General features: G+C 37.0%; 11 protein-coding genes. 7 read left to right on the top strand and 4 right to left on the bottom strand.

Annotated elements, in window-relative coordinates:
• Positions 1–103 precede the first annotated feature (103 nt).
• Positions 104–898 (top strand): universal stress protein, encoded by a 795-nt coding sequence (locus J4050_RS04895; protein ID WP_208152875.1) that lies wholly within the window; start codon positions 104–106, stop codon positions 896–898.
• Positions 899–1027: 129 nt separating this feature from the next.
• Here J4050_RS04895 and ppdK read toward each other — a convergent pair whose 3' ends face one another.
• From ppdK to pflB, 4 genes are all read right to left on the bottom strand, one after another.
• Positions 1028–3757 (bottom strand): pyruvate, phosphate dikinase, encoded by a 2730-nt coding sequence (gene ppdK, locus J4050_RS04900; protein WP_208152878.1) that lies wholly within the window; start codon positions 3755–3757, stop codon positions 1028–1030.
• Between the two features lie 229 nt (positions 3758–3986).
• Complete coding sequence (locus J4050_RS04905; RefSeq protein ID WP_208152880.1) at positions 3987–5246, bottom strand: L-lactate MFS transporter; 1260 nt, start codon at positions 5244–5246, stop codon at positions 3987–3989.
• A 23-nt stretch (positions 5247–5269) separates the two neighbouring features.
• The gene (pflA, locus tag J4050_RS04910) at positions 5270–6061 is read right to left on the bottom strand and encodes a pyruvate formate-lyase-activating protein (protein WP_243878552.1); all 792 of its coding nucleotides are present in this window, start codon (positions 6059–6061) and stop codon (positions 5270–5272) included.
• 19 nt (positions 6062–6080) lie between these two features.
• A complete protein-coding gene (gene pflB, locus J4050_RS04915; protein WP_208152881.1) occupies positions 6081–8306 on the bottom strand; it encodes a formate C-acetyltransferase in 2226 nt (741 codons plus the stop codon).
• Between the two features lie 333 nt (positions 8307–8639).
• Between pflB and J4050_RS04920 the strand changes: the two genes are divergently transcribed.
• From J4050_RS04920 to J4050_RS04945, 6 genes are all read left to right on the top strand, one after another.
• Positions 8640–10418 (top strand): AMP-dependent synthetase/ligase, encoded by a 1779-nt coding sequence (locus J4050_RS04920; RefSeq protein ID WP_208152883.1) that lies wholly within the window; start codon positions 8640–8642, stop codon positions 10416–10418.
• A 120-nt stretch (positions 10419–10538) separates the two neighbouring features.
• A complete protein-coding gene (locus J4050_RS04925) occupies positions 10539–11009 on the top strand; it encodes a hypothetical protein (RefSeq protein ID WP_208152885.1) in 471 nt (156 codons plus the stop codon).
• 38 nt (positions 11010–11047) lie between these two features.
• Entirely contained in the window at positions 11048–12010 is a 963-nt protein-coding gene (locus J4050_RS04930; protein ID WP_208152887.1) for a helix-turn-helix domain-containing protein, read from the top strand.
• A 97-nt stretch (positions 12011–12107) separates the two neighbouring features.
• Entirely contained in the window at positions 12108–12563 is a 456-nt protein-coding gene (locus tag J4050_RS04935) for a MarR family winged helix-turn-helix transcriptional regulator (RefSeq protein WP_208152889.1), read from the top strand.
• Between the two features lies 1 nt (position 12564).
• On the top strand, positions 12565–14973 hold the full coding sequence (locus tag J4050_RS04940) for a 3-hydroxyacyl-CoA dehydrogenase/enoyl-CoA hydratase family protein (protein ID WP_208152891.1): 2409 nt from the start codon (positions 12565–12567) through the stop codon (positions 14971–14973).
• A 3-nt stretch (positions 14974–14976) separates the two neighbouring features.
• Positions 14977–16167 (top strand): acetyl-CoA C-acyltransferase, encoded by a 1191-nt coding sequence (locus J4050_RS04945; RefSeq protein ID WP_208152893.1) that lies wholly within the window; start codon positions 14977–14979, stop codon positions 16165–16167.
• Positions 16168–16185: the final 18 nt, after the last annotated feature.

Raw genomic sequence — 16185 nt, forward strand, 5'->3', positions numbered from 1 at the left:
TTAAAAAAAAAGAATGATAAATCTCATGTTTATTTAAAGAAAATAGTTTTATTTTTTTAGTGTGATTTAGTATCTTTAAGTGACTTACTTAATACGATGTATTATGAAAAAAATCCTTGTACCCGTAGATTTTTCAGACACCTCAAAAAACGCCTTGCTTTATGCACTGGATCTTTTCGAGGGTTCTCAAATGGAAATAACTATTTTACATATTTTTGGAACGCATTCAACGGCATTGATGATGAAATCTATAGACGGTATTTTAATAAAAAATGCCGAACGCGATCTTAACGCATTAATAGATGAAATAAGAGCCAAGGCTCCCAGCGTAATTTTTAAAACCAAATTAGCAAAGAATTATGCGGTCTCAACAATTTCTAAATTAGGCGATAGTGGAATCTATGATTTGATTATAATGGGGACCAAGGGGGTAAGTGGCATGAAAGAAGTTTTTATGGGAAGTGTTGCAGGAGGAGTTATCTCTAATACATCTGCACCTGTAATTGTTGTTCCTTTAGATTATAAGTTTACACCGTTGGAAAAAGTCGTATTTGCTATAGGAGATATCAACATATCCGATAAATCTAAAGTTGAACCTATTCGTGAGATTGTAAAGACACACGGCAGCAAGTTAGAAGTTCTTCATATTTCAGAAAAGGGTGAACCTGATGTTATAGACTCGCTGAAAGCCTTTGAAGATCTAAATCCAAAATTCTCCCATAAAACTGGTAGTGGAGATTTAAATCAGCATCTTAATGTCCACATAAATAATAACGATGTTGATTTACTTTGTCTAATGCGTACAAAAAAGGACTTCTTTGACCGTATTCTTTCAAGTAGTGTTACCTTAAAGCAAACCTTTAATAGTACTGTACCGCTCTTAATAGTTCATAAATAAAAGTGAATATTTTTAACTACCGTGTTTTCAATATTACAAACATGCAACTGGCTTAAAGAACGATTAAAAGCATAAATTAAAAAGCCTGAAGAATACACTTCAGGCTTTTTGTGAATCAGTAAATACGTCTTACATAGTTGACTTTATAGCTGCTTGTGCAGATACCAATCTTGCAATTGGTACTCTATACGGAGAACAACTCACATAATCCATTCCTGTATTGTAACAGAACTCAACGGAAGTAGGTTCACCACCATGCTCACCACAGATACCAACCTTTAAATTAGGTTTTGCACTACGACCGCGTTCAGTTCCAATTTTAACTAACTGGCCAACACCCTCTTCATCAATAACTTCAAACGGATCAACTTTTAAAATTCCCTTTTCAATATATATTGGTAAGAATTTGCTAGCATCATCTCTAGAGTAACCAAAAGTCATTTGTGTTAAATCATTAGTCCCGAAAGAGAAGAAATCTGCTTTTTCAGCGATAAGATCTGCTATTAATGCGGCTCTTGGTACTTCAATCATGGTTCCTACAAGATAGTCTATTCGATCTTGGCGTTCTTCGAAAATGTTTTCAGCTGTAGCTCTAATCAGTTGTTCTTGCATTTCAAACTCCTTAACAGTTCCCACAAGTGGAACCATAATTTCAGGTCTACATATTTTACCGCGTTCCTTTAAATTAAGAGCAGCTTCAATAATAGCTCTAGTTTGCATTTCGGTTATTTCAGGATAGGTATTTCCTAAACGACAGCCTCTATGGCCCAACATTGGATTAAACTCCTCTAGCTCAGCTACTTTATTTTTAACTGCTTGTAAAGTAATGTGCATATCCTCAGCTAGTTCTTTTTGTGTAGCTAATTGGTGAGGTACAAACTCATGTAACGGTGGGTCTAACAAACGAATTGTTACCGAAAGGCCATCCATTGCTTCAAAAATACCCTCAAAATCTGAGCGTTGCATTGGCAATAACTCTTCTAGAGCTTGTTTGCGACCTTTTACAGTATCAGCAAGAATCATTTCGCGCATGGCTTTAATTCTATCTACTTCAAAGAACATATGTTCCGTTCTTGTTAAACCAATACCCTGTGCACCGAAACTACGAGCGACCTCAGCGTCTCTAGGAGTATCTGCATTAGTACGAACTTTCATCTCGGCATATTTGTCCGCTAAATTCATCAATTCACCAAATTCACCACTTAATTCAGGCTCCATTGTAGCTACTTTTCCTTCTATGATATTACCAGTTGAACCGTTTAATGAGATCCAGTCGCCTTCGTGATACTCGTGACCGTCAACGGTTAGTGTTCGATTTTTGTAATCAATCTTAAGCGCACCAGCACCCGAAATACAGCATTTACCCATACCACGTGCCACTACGGCTGCGTGAGAGGTCATACCACCTCGAGCCGTAAGGATACCTTTAGCAATATTCATCCCTTCCAAGTCTTCAGGAGAGGTTTCTATACGCACTAGGATTGTACTCTTATACTTATTGGCTTCATCTGCAAAGAAGACTATTTTTCCTGTTGCCGCACCTGGTGAAGCTGGCAGACCTTGGGCAATAACATTGGATCTTTTTAGAGCTCCTGGTTCAAAAACAGGGTGTAATAATTCATCCAATTTATTAGGTTCAATTAGTAAAAGGGCTTCTTTTTCATTTATCATTTCTTCTTTAAGTAAATCCATGGTTATCTTAACCATAGCTGCACCTGTGCGCTTACCATTTCTGGTTTGTAAAATCCAAAGTTTTCCATCTTGAATGGTGAACTCCATATCTTGCATATCGCGATAATGCTTCTCTAAAATATCTTGATATTCGTTGAGTTCAATAAATATTTTAGGCATTAACTCTTCTAAAGATGGATAATTCTCGGCGCGATCTACCTCATCAACTGTTGCCAGTTCCGCCCATCGTTGCGAACCAATTTTTGTAATCTGCTGTGGTGTACGTACGCCTGCTACAACATCTTCTCCTTGCGCATTTATTAGATACTCCCCATTAAAAATATTTTCTCCTGTACCAGCATCTCTGGTGAAACAAACACCTGTACCAGAATTGTCACCCATGTTCCCATACACCATAGCCTGAATATTGACAGCAGTTCCCCAATCAGCAGGATAGCCATGCATATTTCTATAATAAACTGCTCTATCACCATTCCAACTATTAAAAACAGCTATTATCGCGCCCCAGAGTTGGTCCCAAGGATCGGTGGGGAAATCATGACCAGTTCTTCTTTTTACCGCTTCTTTAAAGTCGTAAACCAAATCCTGTAAATCCTGAATTGTGAAATCAGTGTCAAGTTCAATACCTCGTTTATGCTTAAGGTGTTCCATAATTTCTTCAAAGGGATCGATATCGTCCTTAGATTCGGGCTTCATACCTAAGACTACGCCACCATACATTTGAATAAATCTGCGGTAAGAATCCCATGCAAATTGTTCATTATTGGTGCGCTTTGCTAATCCTAAGACGACCTCATCATTCATACCAAGATTGAGAACGGTATCCATCATACCAGGCATAGAAACACGAGCGCCAGAGCGCACAGAAATAAGAAGCGGATTGTCCTTGTCGCCAAATGTTGCTCCCATTTGAGTTTCAATGTTAGCAATAGACTGCTCAACCTCCTCTTTAATTAATTCTATAACCGTTTCCTCCCCAAGTGAATTGTATTCCGTACATACTTCGGTTGTAATTGTAAATCCTGGTGGAACAGGAATTCCGATAGCGCTCATTTCCGCTAAATTTGCGCCCTTACCTCCAAGTAGATTCTTCATTTTGCTATTTCCGTCTGCAGTTTTGTTACCAAATCTGTAAACTCGAGTTTTTAACTGTTCGAGTACTTCCATTTTATTATGTATTTATGATTCTTATTCCGTGAAAAGTTATGTTGAATAAACATGATATAAAGTTACCTTCAATAGCTAAAGAATTAGCTGATAATTATCAGCTAATTCAATTAATTTTACAGTGAAAATGAATTATTTAGAGGTTTTGACAAGCGTTAAGTGACAAAAAAGCCTTGGATCTAAATCGAGGCTAATTTGTATTTTAGGTATTACATTATATGAAGTACATTTAGACCGCAGAAGACGTTAATTTCTCGGAATCCTTATAGGCCATATTTACTGAGCGTTTCATTAATAGGGATACTACAAAGGCAATAAGGAATAACCCAGAAAATACTTTTAAAGTAATATCTAGAGAGCCTGTGGTCTTTTTAACGACATCATATATTGTTGGACCAATAACTCCGGCCATTGCCCAACCTGCGAGAACCATTCCATGGATAGCACCCAACTGCTTGGTTCCAAACAAATCACCCAAAAATGCAGGCAATGTAGCAAAGCCTCCACCATACATGGTAATTACAGTAAAAAGTACAATTAGGAACAACAGTTCCATAGTAATTTGTGGTAAGAAATAAAATGCAAGAATTTGAAATGCAAAGAATATCACATAGGTATTTGGACGACCAAGATAATCTGACAACCCAGACCAAAGTATACGTCCCAATCCGTTAAATACGCCAATCAGTCCAACTACAGCTGCGGCTTGCATCGGTGAGTAGCTCAATTTCTCTTGCATCATCGGGCTCGCCGCAGCAATAATTGCAATACCACAGGTAATATTTATAAACATCATTATCCAGATGTAATAAAACCGTCTTGAACCCAAGGCCTCTTTGGCTGTAATATTGGAAATATCGGCCTTAATAGTTGTTGATTCTTGTTGATTAAATCCTTTTGGAACATATCCTTGTGGTGGTCTTTCAATATAACGAGCTGAAGCCAAAATGAGTAGCATATAAATAAATCCTAACAAATAAAAGGCATTAGATATACCTACAGTTTCAAAAAATGATTGCATCACTGGCCCAAAAATTAATGCCGAAAAACCAAAACCCATAATAGCCATTCCTGTGGCCAATCCGCGTTTGTCAGGGAACCACTTTACCAAGGTACTTACCGGGGTAATATACCCTAGCCCTAATCCAATTCCTCCAATAACACCATAACACATATAAAACAGCACTAAAGATTCTAAATGGACAGCTAGCCCTGAACCCAAAATCCCAATTCCATAAAACAAACCTGCGGTTGTACCACTAACTCTTGGTCCAACTTTTTCGACCCATGGTCCTAAAAATGCGGCAGAAAAACCCAAAAATAGTATGGCAATTTTAAAAGCCCACTTAATGGTACTTCCCTCTACATCAAAAATATCCTTAACGGGATTGGTAATGACAGAATACGCATATACCGATCCAATGGCTATATGAATTCCAATTGCTGATAACGCAATTAACCAACGGTTTTTTAATTTTTGAGTTGCCATAGTTTTTAGTTTTATTTGGTAGGCTAATTGATACTAATCATTTTGAAATAAGGCTTCAAAGTCGTTTGGGCATTCTTAAGTTCTTCCTCTGTATTTTCACGAGCATCCTTCAGCTGATAGTCCCAACCTAAAGCCTCCCATTTATGAATGCCAAGTTTGTGATAGGGTTGTATTTCTAGTTTCTCAATAGTTTTATAGGATTTAAAATATTTACCCAATGACATGAGAAATTCAGGTTTATCTGTTAAGCCTGGAATTAAAACATATCTTAACCACATTGGTTTTCCAGAATTCTCTCGATATTTTGAAAACGTAAAAGTGGTTTGGTTGTTCTTTTGCCCTGTGATATGTTCATAGCCTTCTTCAGTCATATGCTTGATATCCAGCATTACTAAGTCGGTGTACCTATCCATCAACTCCATAGCAAAATGATTAAGAATACGTCCATTTGTGTCTAAAGCGGTATGAATACCTGCGGCTTTTAGCCTTTTAAACAAAGGAATCAATGCCTTGGCCTGTAACAACGGTTCTCCACCGGAAATGGTTACACCACCATTTTCACCAAAATAAGGCTTTGATTTTACGATAATATCAAAAAGTTCATCAGTAGAATATGGTTTACCACCTTCCATAGCTATGGTATCTGGATTGTGGCAATACAGGCATTTTAACTTGCAGCCTTGTAAAAACACAACACAACGAACACCTGGTCCATCATGTGTCCCAAAGGTTTCTATGGAATGAACGTTTAATATGTTTTCTTGAGTTATAATAACATTGGATTTTAAAAAAAGCACCTGTGAAGACAATTTCAAAGGTGCTTCTTCTGTCTAACTACATAGAATCATGGAAAGATCGTGAAATGACTTCCATTTGTTGTTCTCGTGTTAATCTTACGAAGTTTACAGCATAACCGGAAACTCGTATAGTCAATTGTGGATAGTTTTCTGGATGTTCCATAGCATCTAATAAAGTGTCTTTATCTAAAACATTAATATTAACATGCTGTGCGTTATTCGAAAAATAGCCATCTAAGATGGATACCATGTTATCCGTGCGTGCCTCAGCGTCTGCTCCTAAAGATTTTGGTACGATTGAAAATGTATTGGAAATACCGTCTTGTGCATCTTTATAATTAATCTTGGCGACTGAATTAAGCGATGCCATAGCACCCATTTCATCCCTACCGTGCATAGGATTAGCTCCAGGTGCGAACGGAATACCAAGGGCTCTACCATCTGGAGTGGCTCCTGTTTTCTTACCATATACTACATTAGAAGTAATGGTAAGTACCGAAAGTGAAGGCTCAGCATTTTTATAAACTTTGAATTGTTTTAATTCATTATTAAAATCAGCAACAGCTTGTGCCGCAAGAGCATCTACCCTATCATCATCGTTACCATATTTTGGAAACTCGCCTTCAATTTTGAAATCAATGGTTAAGCCCACTTCATTTCTAATTGGTTTTACTTTAGCATATTTTATTGCCGACAAGGAATCTGCTACTATTGATAATCCGGCAATACCATAGGCTATGTTAATATGTGGATTTGTATCAATTAATGCCATTTGAGCCTTTTCGTAATAATACTTATCGTGCATATAGTGGATGATATTCATAGAATCACTATATACACGCGCAATTTCTTGCATGGCGATTTTAAAATTGGTCATAACGGTATCAAAATCGAGATACTCGCCTTTATATTCGGGAACACCATCAAAAATTTGTGTTCCGGTTAATTCGCAACGACCACCATTAAGGGCAAGCAGTAAGGTCTTAGCAAGATTAGTTCTAGCTCCAAAGAACTGAATGGACTTCCCTAAATCTTGATGAGACACACAACAGGCAATACCATAATCATCAGACCCTCTACTTTCTCGCATTAGGGTATCATTCTCAAACTGAAGTGATGACGTTTCAATGGCTACTTTTGCACAGAACTTTTTAAAGTTTTCTGGTAATTCTTTAGACCAAAGTACTGTCATATTGGGCTCAGGCGATGGTCCTAAATTGTAAAGTGTATTTAAAAATCTGAATGATGTTTTTGTCACTTTGGTTCTACCATCGCTAAACATACCACCAATAGCTTCTGTTACCCAAGTAGGATCACCGGCAAAAATTTCGTCATAAGCTTTCATTCTTAAATGCCGAACCATTCTCAGTTTCATTACAAATTGATCGATGTACTCTTGAGCTTCACTCTCGGTAATTCGTCCTTCTTGTAAATCGTTTTCAATAAAAATATCCAGGAATGTAGATACATTTCCTAAAGACATAGCAGCACCGTCTTGTTCCTTTACTGCAGCCAAATAGGCCATGTAAGTCCATTGTACCGCTTCTCTAGCATTCTCAGCAGGACGAGACAAGTCTAAATGGTAATTTTGACCTAAAACCTTCATAGATTTAAGTGCTTTTATTTGCTCTGAGACTTCTTCGCGCAGTCTAATAACCTCATCGGTCATTGGACCTTCAATAGCATCTAAATCCTTCCTTTTTTGTTCAATTAAGAAATCAAGACCATACAGAGCTACTCTTCTGTAATCTCCTATTATCCGACCTCTTGCATAATTATCTGGCAATCCTGTAAGTATACCCAGTGACCTGTATTTTTTAATTTCCGCGTTATATGCATCAAACACACCATCGTTATGGGTTTTGACATATTTTGAAAATAGTTCGGTTAGATTTTCATTGGGTTTAAGATTGTGTTCCGATAAGGCTTTCTCTACTACTTTAAATCCACCAAAGGGTTTCATAGCGCGTTTTAATAAGCGATCGGTCTGCAAACCAACAATTACTTCGTTAGTTTTGTCTATATATCCTGGTTCAAAAGCCTCAATTGTAGAAATGGTATTGGTATCTATACTTCTTACTCCATTATTAGCACGCTCTTCGGCCATAGCACTTTTACAAATTTCCCATAGTCTAGAGGTACGCTGAGTTGGACCTTCAAGGAAATTATCTGTTCCATGATAGGGCGTTATATTCTCATAAACGAAATCCCTTACGTTTACTGATTTTGTCCATTTGTCGCCAATAAATTCTTTTACTTCCATGATTCAATATATTTAGTAGTAATGAATAGAAATTTCAAAATTATCTTAACCACAAAATTAAATCCTAGTGTATCAATTTTTAATGATTTTTATCATGTTTGAAATAAGGTGAGGCCTTTATTCTAAAGCTATTCTTCACGAAAACGTTTGAAACCTGATAGTACGAGAATGGAGATCAATATTTCATTTTTAGAAATTTTCAATTATTTTCTGCTAACCCCCAAAGCACTAAATTTTTGTTAAAAAAAACGATCTAATTTTTAGTCTTTCTTAATAAAAGCCTTTATTTTCCTATTTTCGTAATTATCCAACTAATTATTTGCTAATTTGATTATGACCGAAATAACGCGCCTTTTCGATTTTCCTTATTACCAATTAGAACATAAGCCAAATGACAGTGCCCTCGTCACTAAATATGATGGGAAGTGGACGCCAATGTCAACTCAAGAATATTTAAATAAAGCCAATGCGGTAAGTAGGGCATTACTGAGATTAGGTGTAAAAAAGAATGATAAAATTGCTGTTATTTCTACCACCAATCGCACAGAATGGAACATCATGGATATTGGAGTATTGCAAGTTGGTGCACAAAATATTCCTATATATCCCACAATTTCTGCGGATGACTACAAATACGTCTTAAACCATAGTGAATCAATTTACTGTTTTGTTTCTGACAAGGAGGTCTTGGATAAGGTTAGGCAAGTACAAGATGAGACTAAGGTGAAAGAAGTGTATTCCTTTAACCAAATTGAAGGTTGTAAGCATTATTCTGAACTTTTTGAACTAGGTGAAGATGAAAGTAATCAAGATGAAGTCCAAGCCCGAAAGAATAATGTTAAACCAGATGATTTAGCAACTATTATTTATACCTCTGGAACTACCGGTACACCAAAGGGTGTAATGCTTACGCATTGGAATATAACCAGTAATGTATTAGATAGTTCTCCAAGAGTTCCTCTACCTCCATCGGGAGAGACGCGTGTCTTGAGTTTTTTACCTATCTGCCACATTTTTGAAAGAGTACTTATTTATGTTTATCAATATGCTGGTACTTCTATTTATTTTGCCGAAGCATTAGATAAGATTGGAGATAATGCCAAAGAAATAAACCCAAATCTTATGAGTGTTGTTCCTAGGCTATTAGAAAAAGTTTTTGATAAAATAATGCTCAAAGGCGAAGAGCTAACTGGTCTTAAGAAGGCCCTTTTCTTCTGGGCTGTAAGGCTTGGTGAAAAATGGGAGCCCTATGGCAAAAATGGTGAATGGTATGAGTTTAAATTAAGATTAGCTAACAAACTCATATTTAGCAAATGGCGTGAAGCATTAGGTGGAGAACTAGGTACTATGGTTTCAGGTAGTGCCGCACTGCAACCAAGGCTCGCACGTGTATTTGGCGCTGCCAAAATGAGAGTTATGGAAGGTTATGGTTTAACAGAAACCTCACCTGTGGTCTCTGTTGGTCTTTATGATGATAATATGTATAAGGTTGGTACGGTTGGAAAACCAATACCTAACGTAGAAGTAAAAATTGCAGAGGATGGCGAAATTCTAATCAAAGGACCCAATGTAATGAAGGGTTATTATAAGGATTCCGAAAAAACAGCTAGTGTTATGACTGGTGAGTACTTCCATACTGGTGATAAAGGAATGATAGATGAAGATGGATTTCTAAAAATTACAGGACGTAAAAAAGAAATGTTTAAAACCTCTGGTGGAAAATACATCATTCCAACACTACTTGAAAACGACCTTAAACAGTCACTTTTTATAGAACAGGTCATGGTTATAGGTGAAGGCGAAAAAATGCCTGGTGCTATCATTCAACCAAATTTTGAATTTATTAGAGATTGGATTGATCACAAAGAATATAACGATATAGGTAAATCTGAGAAAGAAATCGCTACATCACCCAAAGTGATTAAGCGTATTCAGAAGGAAGTAGATAAGTACAACCAAAACTTTGGGAAATGGGAGCAAATTAAACGTTTTGAACTCACAGAAGAAGCATGGACCATAGAGGAAGGTCACCTCACTCCTACTATGAAAATGAAACGCAATGTTATAAGTGAGCGATATCAGGACTTATACGATAAGATTTATAGAACCTAGTATTAGTGCTACTTTTAAACCTTTTTAGTCCTTAATTAGGTCTTTTTTCAGTCTATCATAATTTTAAAACAGCTGAAGCTGGTATTAGTTTTGTGTTGTTAACTTTAAATAAAAATTATAATGACAACAATTCAAAACAAATGCACCGCACTATTATTTCTAACTTTCTCTTTCATCAGTTTTGCACAAGACTCTACATTCAATCTTAGAAGAGAGATTCAACTACATGATTATGACTCCAAAGAGAAAACCATCACTCTTAATGTTGGAAGCGACACCAACCAACTTTATATCATGATTAACTGTCGCGTAATGAAAGGCAGCATATCTATAGGTATTTTTTCTCCAAGTGGTGAGAAAAAAGGTGATTTTGAAATTGAGAGTCAGTTTGATGAAACATCGAAAAGAACTAATGAAAAAGAAACTGGCATCGTAGAAGGTAGACCCACTAAAACAACAACGGAAATAGTTGAGGGTAGAATTAACAAAAACATAAAAACACCAGAAAAGGGTAAATGGCTCATAAAAATTAAACCAACAAATACCAATGGAGTTTTACAAATAGATACGAAACAATTTCAAGACAACTAAAATTGAAACTCACACGCTTTCTAATATTAGTTTTCATTTTGACTTTTCCAAGTGGATATGCACAGTCGCAAAATGGTTCAGGCCAAATTTTTGGTCAATTACATCTAGACTCCACATGGAACAAAACCATTTACCTATCCCATATCCCTGACTTGAAAAAGATGTATACGATGTCCCGTAGCATGATTATTGCGGAGTCTAAAGTAGATAGTGCAGGTATCTTTGAAATTGATATTGATTTTTTACCTGAAGACAATAATTTCTACCGATTGCACATCGCCAAAAGAAATTCAGCAGAAGCATCAATCATAATTGGTGGTGAGGCCGAAAACCACTTTTTCCTTGTTGCTAATAAAAATACTGTGCTAGAAATTGAGAACCGCCAAGGTATTTTTTCGGATGTTTCAGTTATCCAAGATGATAAAAATAAGGTAATGCGGGAGATAGATAACATCGTTAAACTCATTGATAGCACTAACTATCATTCATCAAAAGTTAAGAGTGATTTTGTTGAAAGAGCCTTTAATGAGCAGCTAAGACAAATAGCAGACACCTGCAAATTTCCGTTGGTTTCTCTTTATGCGCTTCACAAAAGTCAATATGAATCAGATATTAAGACCAATGAAGAGTTCTACCAGGATTTTGTAAACAAATGGCATGAAGAGACTTCTCCTTATTTTGAAGTATTCCGGTCTAAAATACCTAAGCCAAAATCCGTACCTAGTAGCTCATTATATTACCTTTTTGGTTTATTAATGGCATTTGCTTTGGGCTATTTTCTACGACAATTGACAAGCGGTAAAACTAAAAATGAAAAACTCCTTCAAACCCTAAGTCTTCAAGAGCGAAGAATTTTTGAACTACTACAAAAAGGAAAATCAAATAAAGAAATCTCAGACGAGCTCAATGTTGGTATTAGTACCGTTAAATCTCATGTCAGCAGCATCTATTCAAAGCTCAATTTAAAATCAAGAAAAGAGGTTTTAAACTTTAAATCATAGCACATATTTTTTTTAATTTACTATGCATGCATAATTAATTGTGATTTACTATGCGTGCATAGTATTTTTTACTATATTTGAATTCCAATTTCACTATATGAAAGACAAAACAATTGATTACGTTTTGAGAACCACATGGTTAGCAGTAAATAAAATGTATAATGAGGAAGCTGCAAAATTCGATACAACGATGGCAACAGGATTCGCATTACTGAGTATTGATCCAGAAAATGGTACACCATCGACTTCCCTTGGTCCTAAAATGGGAATGGAAGCCACTAGTCTATCTCGTACTCTTAAGACTATGGAAGAAAAAGGCCTAATTGAGCGCAAACCAAATCCGGAAGATGGTAGAGGAGTTTTAATTTACCTTACAGAGTTTGGACGGGAAAAACGCGCATATTCTAGAGAACGCGTACTTATATTTAATGAAGCTATAAAAGCAAATTTAGATACAGAAAAACTGGAACATTTTTTTGAAGTAGCGGACGTTATCAATAATATGATTTCAAATAAGAAAATATATAACCAAAACGAACACATTTTAAAATAAGATGAGTAAACGTAGAATTAAAAAAGTCGCCATTATTGGTTCAGGAATTATGGGAAGTGGAATTGCTTGCCATTTTGCCAATATTGGTGTTGACGTCTTGTTACTTGATATTGTACCAAGAGAATTAACAGATAAGGAAAAGGCTGCTGGCCTCACACTTGAGGATAAATCCATTAGAAATCGGCTTGTCAATGAAGCATTAGCAACGTCTCTAAAATCAAAGCCCTCTCCTATTTATCACAAAAAATTTGCCGAAAGAATTACAACAGGCAACCTAGAGGACGATATTGCCAAGGTGAAGGATGTTGATTGGATTATGGAAGTAGTTGTTGAACGCTTGGATATCAAACAACAAGTTTTTGAAAAATTAGAAAAGCATAGAACTCCAGGTACTTTAATCACTTCAAATACCTCAGGTATTCCAATAAAATTTATGAGCGAGGGGCGCAGCGAAGATTTTCAGAAACACTTCTGCGGTACGCACTTTTTCAATCCTGCGCGATATTTAAAGTTATTTGAAATTATTCCTGGTCCAAAGACTGACCAGTCCGTTTTAGATTTTCTAAATGGTTATGGCGAGCAGTTTTTAGGCAAAACATCTGTGGTGGCTAAAGATACACCTGCGTTTATTGGTAACCGTATCGGTATATTTAGCATAATGAACGTGTTCCATGTGGTAAAAGAGCTTGGAATGACTATTGAAGAGGTGGATAAACTCTCTGGACCAGTAATTGGAAGACCTAAATCCGCAACCTTCAGAACCATAGACGTTGTTGGATTAGATACTTTAGTTCATGTCGCTAACGGTATTAAGGACAATTGTCCTGATGATGAACGTCAAGATCTCTTTAACATCCCAGACTTTGTTACCACCATGCTAGATAATAATTGGCTAGGTAGTAAAACAGGACAAGGGTTTTACAAAAAAAATGTCAACTCCGAAGGCAAAAAAGAAATATTGTCGTTGGATTTAGACTCCTTAGAATACCGTCAGAAGAAATCAGCCAAGTTTGCAACTTTAGAACTTACAAAAACTATAGATAATGTTGCAGACCGATTTAAGGTATTAGTTGGTGGTAAGGATAAGGCTGGTGATTTTTACAGAAAACATTTCGCGGCATTAATGGCTTACGTTTCTAACAGAATTCCAGAAATCACCGAGGAACTTTATAAGATTGACGATGCCATGAAGGCAGGCTTTGGATGGGGTCATGGACCTTTCCAAATCTGGGATGCCGTTGGTGTTGAAAAAGGAATTGAGCTCATGAAGGCAGAAGGCTTAGAGCCAAATCCATGGGTTTCTGAGATGTTGGCTTCAGGAAACTCCTCTTTTTATTCTGTGAAAGATGGGGCTACCTATGCTTACGACCTACAGAAAAAGTCTCAAGAAAAAATTCCTGGACAAGACAGTTTTATCATTCTTGATAACATCAGGACTTCTAACGAGGTGTTTAAAAACACAGGTGTAGTTATTGAAGATTTAGGTGATGGTATTCTCAATTGTGAGTTCCGCTCTAAAATGAATACTATAGGTGGCGATGTGCTTGCCGGACTCAACAAAGCGGTTGATTTAGCTGAAAAAGATTTCGATGGGTTGGTTATTGGCAACCAAGGTGCTAATTTTTCTGTTGGTGCTAATATTGGAATGATTTTTATGATGGCAGTTGAGCAAGAATATGATGAGCTTAACATGGCAATAAAGTACTTCCAAGATACTATGATGCGCATGCGTTATTCCGCAATTCCAACTGTGGCAGCCCCTCACGGTATGTCCCTAGGTGGTGCTTGTGAATTGTCCATGCATGCAGATAAAGTTGTAGCAGCTGCAGAAACTTATATAGGATTGGTAGAATTTGGTGTTGGTGTTATCCCTGGAGGTGCTGGATCAAAAGAAATGGCTTTAAGAGCATCGGACACTTTTCATAAGGGTGATGTTGAACTGAACGTATTACAAGACTATTTCTTAACAGTTGGTATGGCAAAAGTAGCAACATCTGCTTATGAAGCCTTTGATATGGGTGTTTTACAAAAAGGGAAAGATGTGGTTGTTGTGAATAAAGATCGGCAAATCGCTACTGCAAAAGCGCATGCAAGATTACTAGCTGATGCAGGGTACACCCAACCGGTTAAGCGCAAGGATGTCAAAGTGCTAGGAAAACAAGCTTTGGGGATGTTCTTAGTAGGAACGGATTCCATGGAGGCAAGCCACTATATCAGCGAACACGATCAAAAAATTGCTAACAAGTTAGCCTATGTTATGGCAGGTGGAGATTTATCGGAACCTACACTCGTTACTGAGCAATACTTATTAGATCTAGAACGTGAGGCGTTTTTAAGTCTTTGCACTGAGCGAAAAACTTTAGAACGTATTCAACACATGTTAAAAACAGGAAAACCACTAAGAAATTAAAAGATGAAAACAGCATATATAGTAAAAGGATATAGAACTGCCGTAGGAAAATCTAAAAAAGGTGGTTTCAGATTTAAAAGAGCGGATGAGTTAGCTGCCGAGACGATTCAGTACATGATGAACAAGCTACCTGATTTTGACGTTAATAGAGTTGATGATGTTATTGTAGGTAATGCTATGCCAGAAGGCTCACAAGGCTTAAATATGGCACGTATTATTTCACTTATTGGGCTAAACACAGTAGATGTTCCTGGTGTAACAGTTAATCGATTTTGTTCATCAGGGTTAGAGACTATTGCAATGGCCGTTGCTAAAATACAATCAGGGATGGCAGAATGCATTATAGCCGGGGGTTCTGAGAGCATGAGTTCTGTGCCAATGACCGGATTCAAACCTGAACTCAATTACGACATCGTTAATTCGGGCCATGAAGATTATTACTGGGGAATGGGTAATACTGCAGAGGCTGTTGCTAACAAGTATAAGGTATCTAGAGAAGACCAGGATGAGTTCGCTTATAACTCACACATGAAAGCACTAAAGGCTTTAGATGAAAATAGGTTCCAAGATCAAATTGTTCCTATTGAAGTTGAAGAAACCTATGTGGATACCAAAGGTAAAAAAGCAACCAGAAAATATACAGTTTCTAAAGACGAAGGGCCACGTCGTGGTACGAGTAAAGAGGCATTGGGAAAATTACGTGCTGTATTTGCTCAAGGTGGAAGCGTAACCGCTGGAAACTCATCACAAACAAGCGATGGTGCTGCATTCGTGTTAGTTATGAGCGAGGAGATGGTAAAAGAACTAAATCTTGAACCCATTGCACGTCTTGTAAGTTATGCTGCGGCAGGCGTACCGCCAAGGATCATGGGAATTGGTCCCGTTGCCGCTATACCAAAAGCATTAAAGCAAGGAGGATTATCTCAAAAAGATATTGAATTAATCGAATTAAACGAGGCCTTCGCCTCCCAGTCTTTGGCTGTGATAAGAGAATTAGACCTTAATCCAGAACTTATCAATGTGAATGGTGGTGCCATAGCACTAGGTCATCCACTTGGATGTACTGGCGCAAAATTATCGGTACAATTGTTTGATGAAATGCGGAAACGCAGCATGCAAAACAAATACGGTATGGTCACAATGTGCGTGGGTACAGGACAAGGGGCAGCAGGGATATTCGAATTTTTAAACTAAATAAAAACATATCAAAAT

The organism is Winogradskyella pelagia, assembly GCF_017581965.1.
Classification (GTDB): domain Bacteria; phylum Bacteroidota; class Bacteroidia; order Flavobacteriales; family Flavobacteriaceae; genus Winogradskyella; species Winogradskyella pelagia.

Coding starts and splice junctions, on each gene's coding strand:
- J4050_RS04895 (WP_208152875.1), top strand. CDS start 104: ATGAAAAAAATCCTTGTACCCGTAGATTTTTCAGACACCTCAAAAAAC.
- ppdK (WP_208152878.1), bottom strand. CDS start 3,757: ATGGAAGTACTCGAACAGTTAAAAACTCGAGTTTACAGATTTGGTAAC.
- J4050_RS04905 (WP_208152880.1), bottom strand. CDS start 5,246: ATGGCAACTCAAAAATTAAAAAACCGTTGGTTAATTGCGTTATCAGCA.
- pflB (WP_208152881.1), bottom strand. CDS start 8,306: ATGGAAGTAAAAGAATTTATTGGCGACAAATGGACAAAATCAGTAAAC.
- J4050_RS04920 (WP_208152883.1), top strand. CDS start 8,640: ATGACCGAAATAACGCGCCTTTTCGATTTTCCTTATTACCAATTAGAA.
- J4050_RS04925 (WP_208152885.1), top strand. CDS start 10,539: ATGACAACAATTCAAAACAAATGCACCGCACTATTATTTCTAACTTTC.
- J4050_RS04935 (WP_208152889.1), top strand. CDS start 12,108: ATGAAAGACAAAACAATTGATTACGTTTTGAGAACCACATGGTTAGCA.
- J4050_RS04940 (WP_208152891.1), top strand. CDS start 12,565: ATGAGTAAACGTAGAATTAAAAAAGTCGCCATTATTGGTTCAGGAATT.
- J4050_RS04945 (WP_208152893.1), top strand. CDS start 14,977: ATGAAAACAGCATATATAGTAAAAGGATATAGAACTGCCGTAGGAAAA.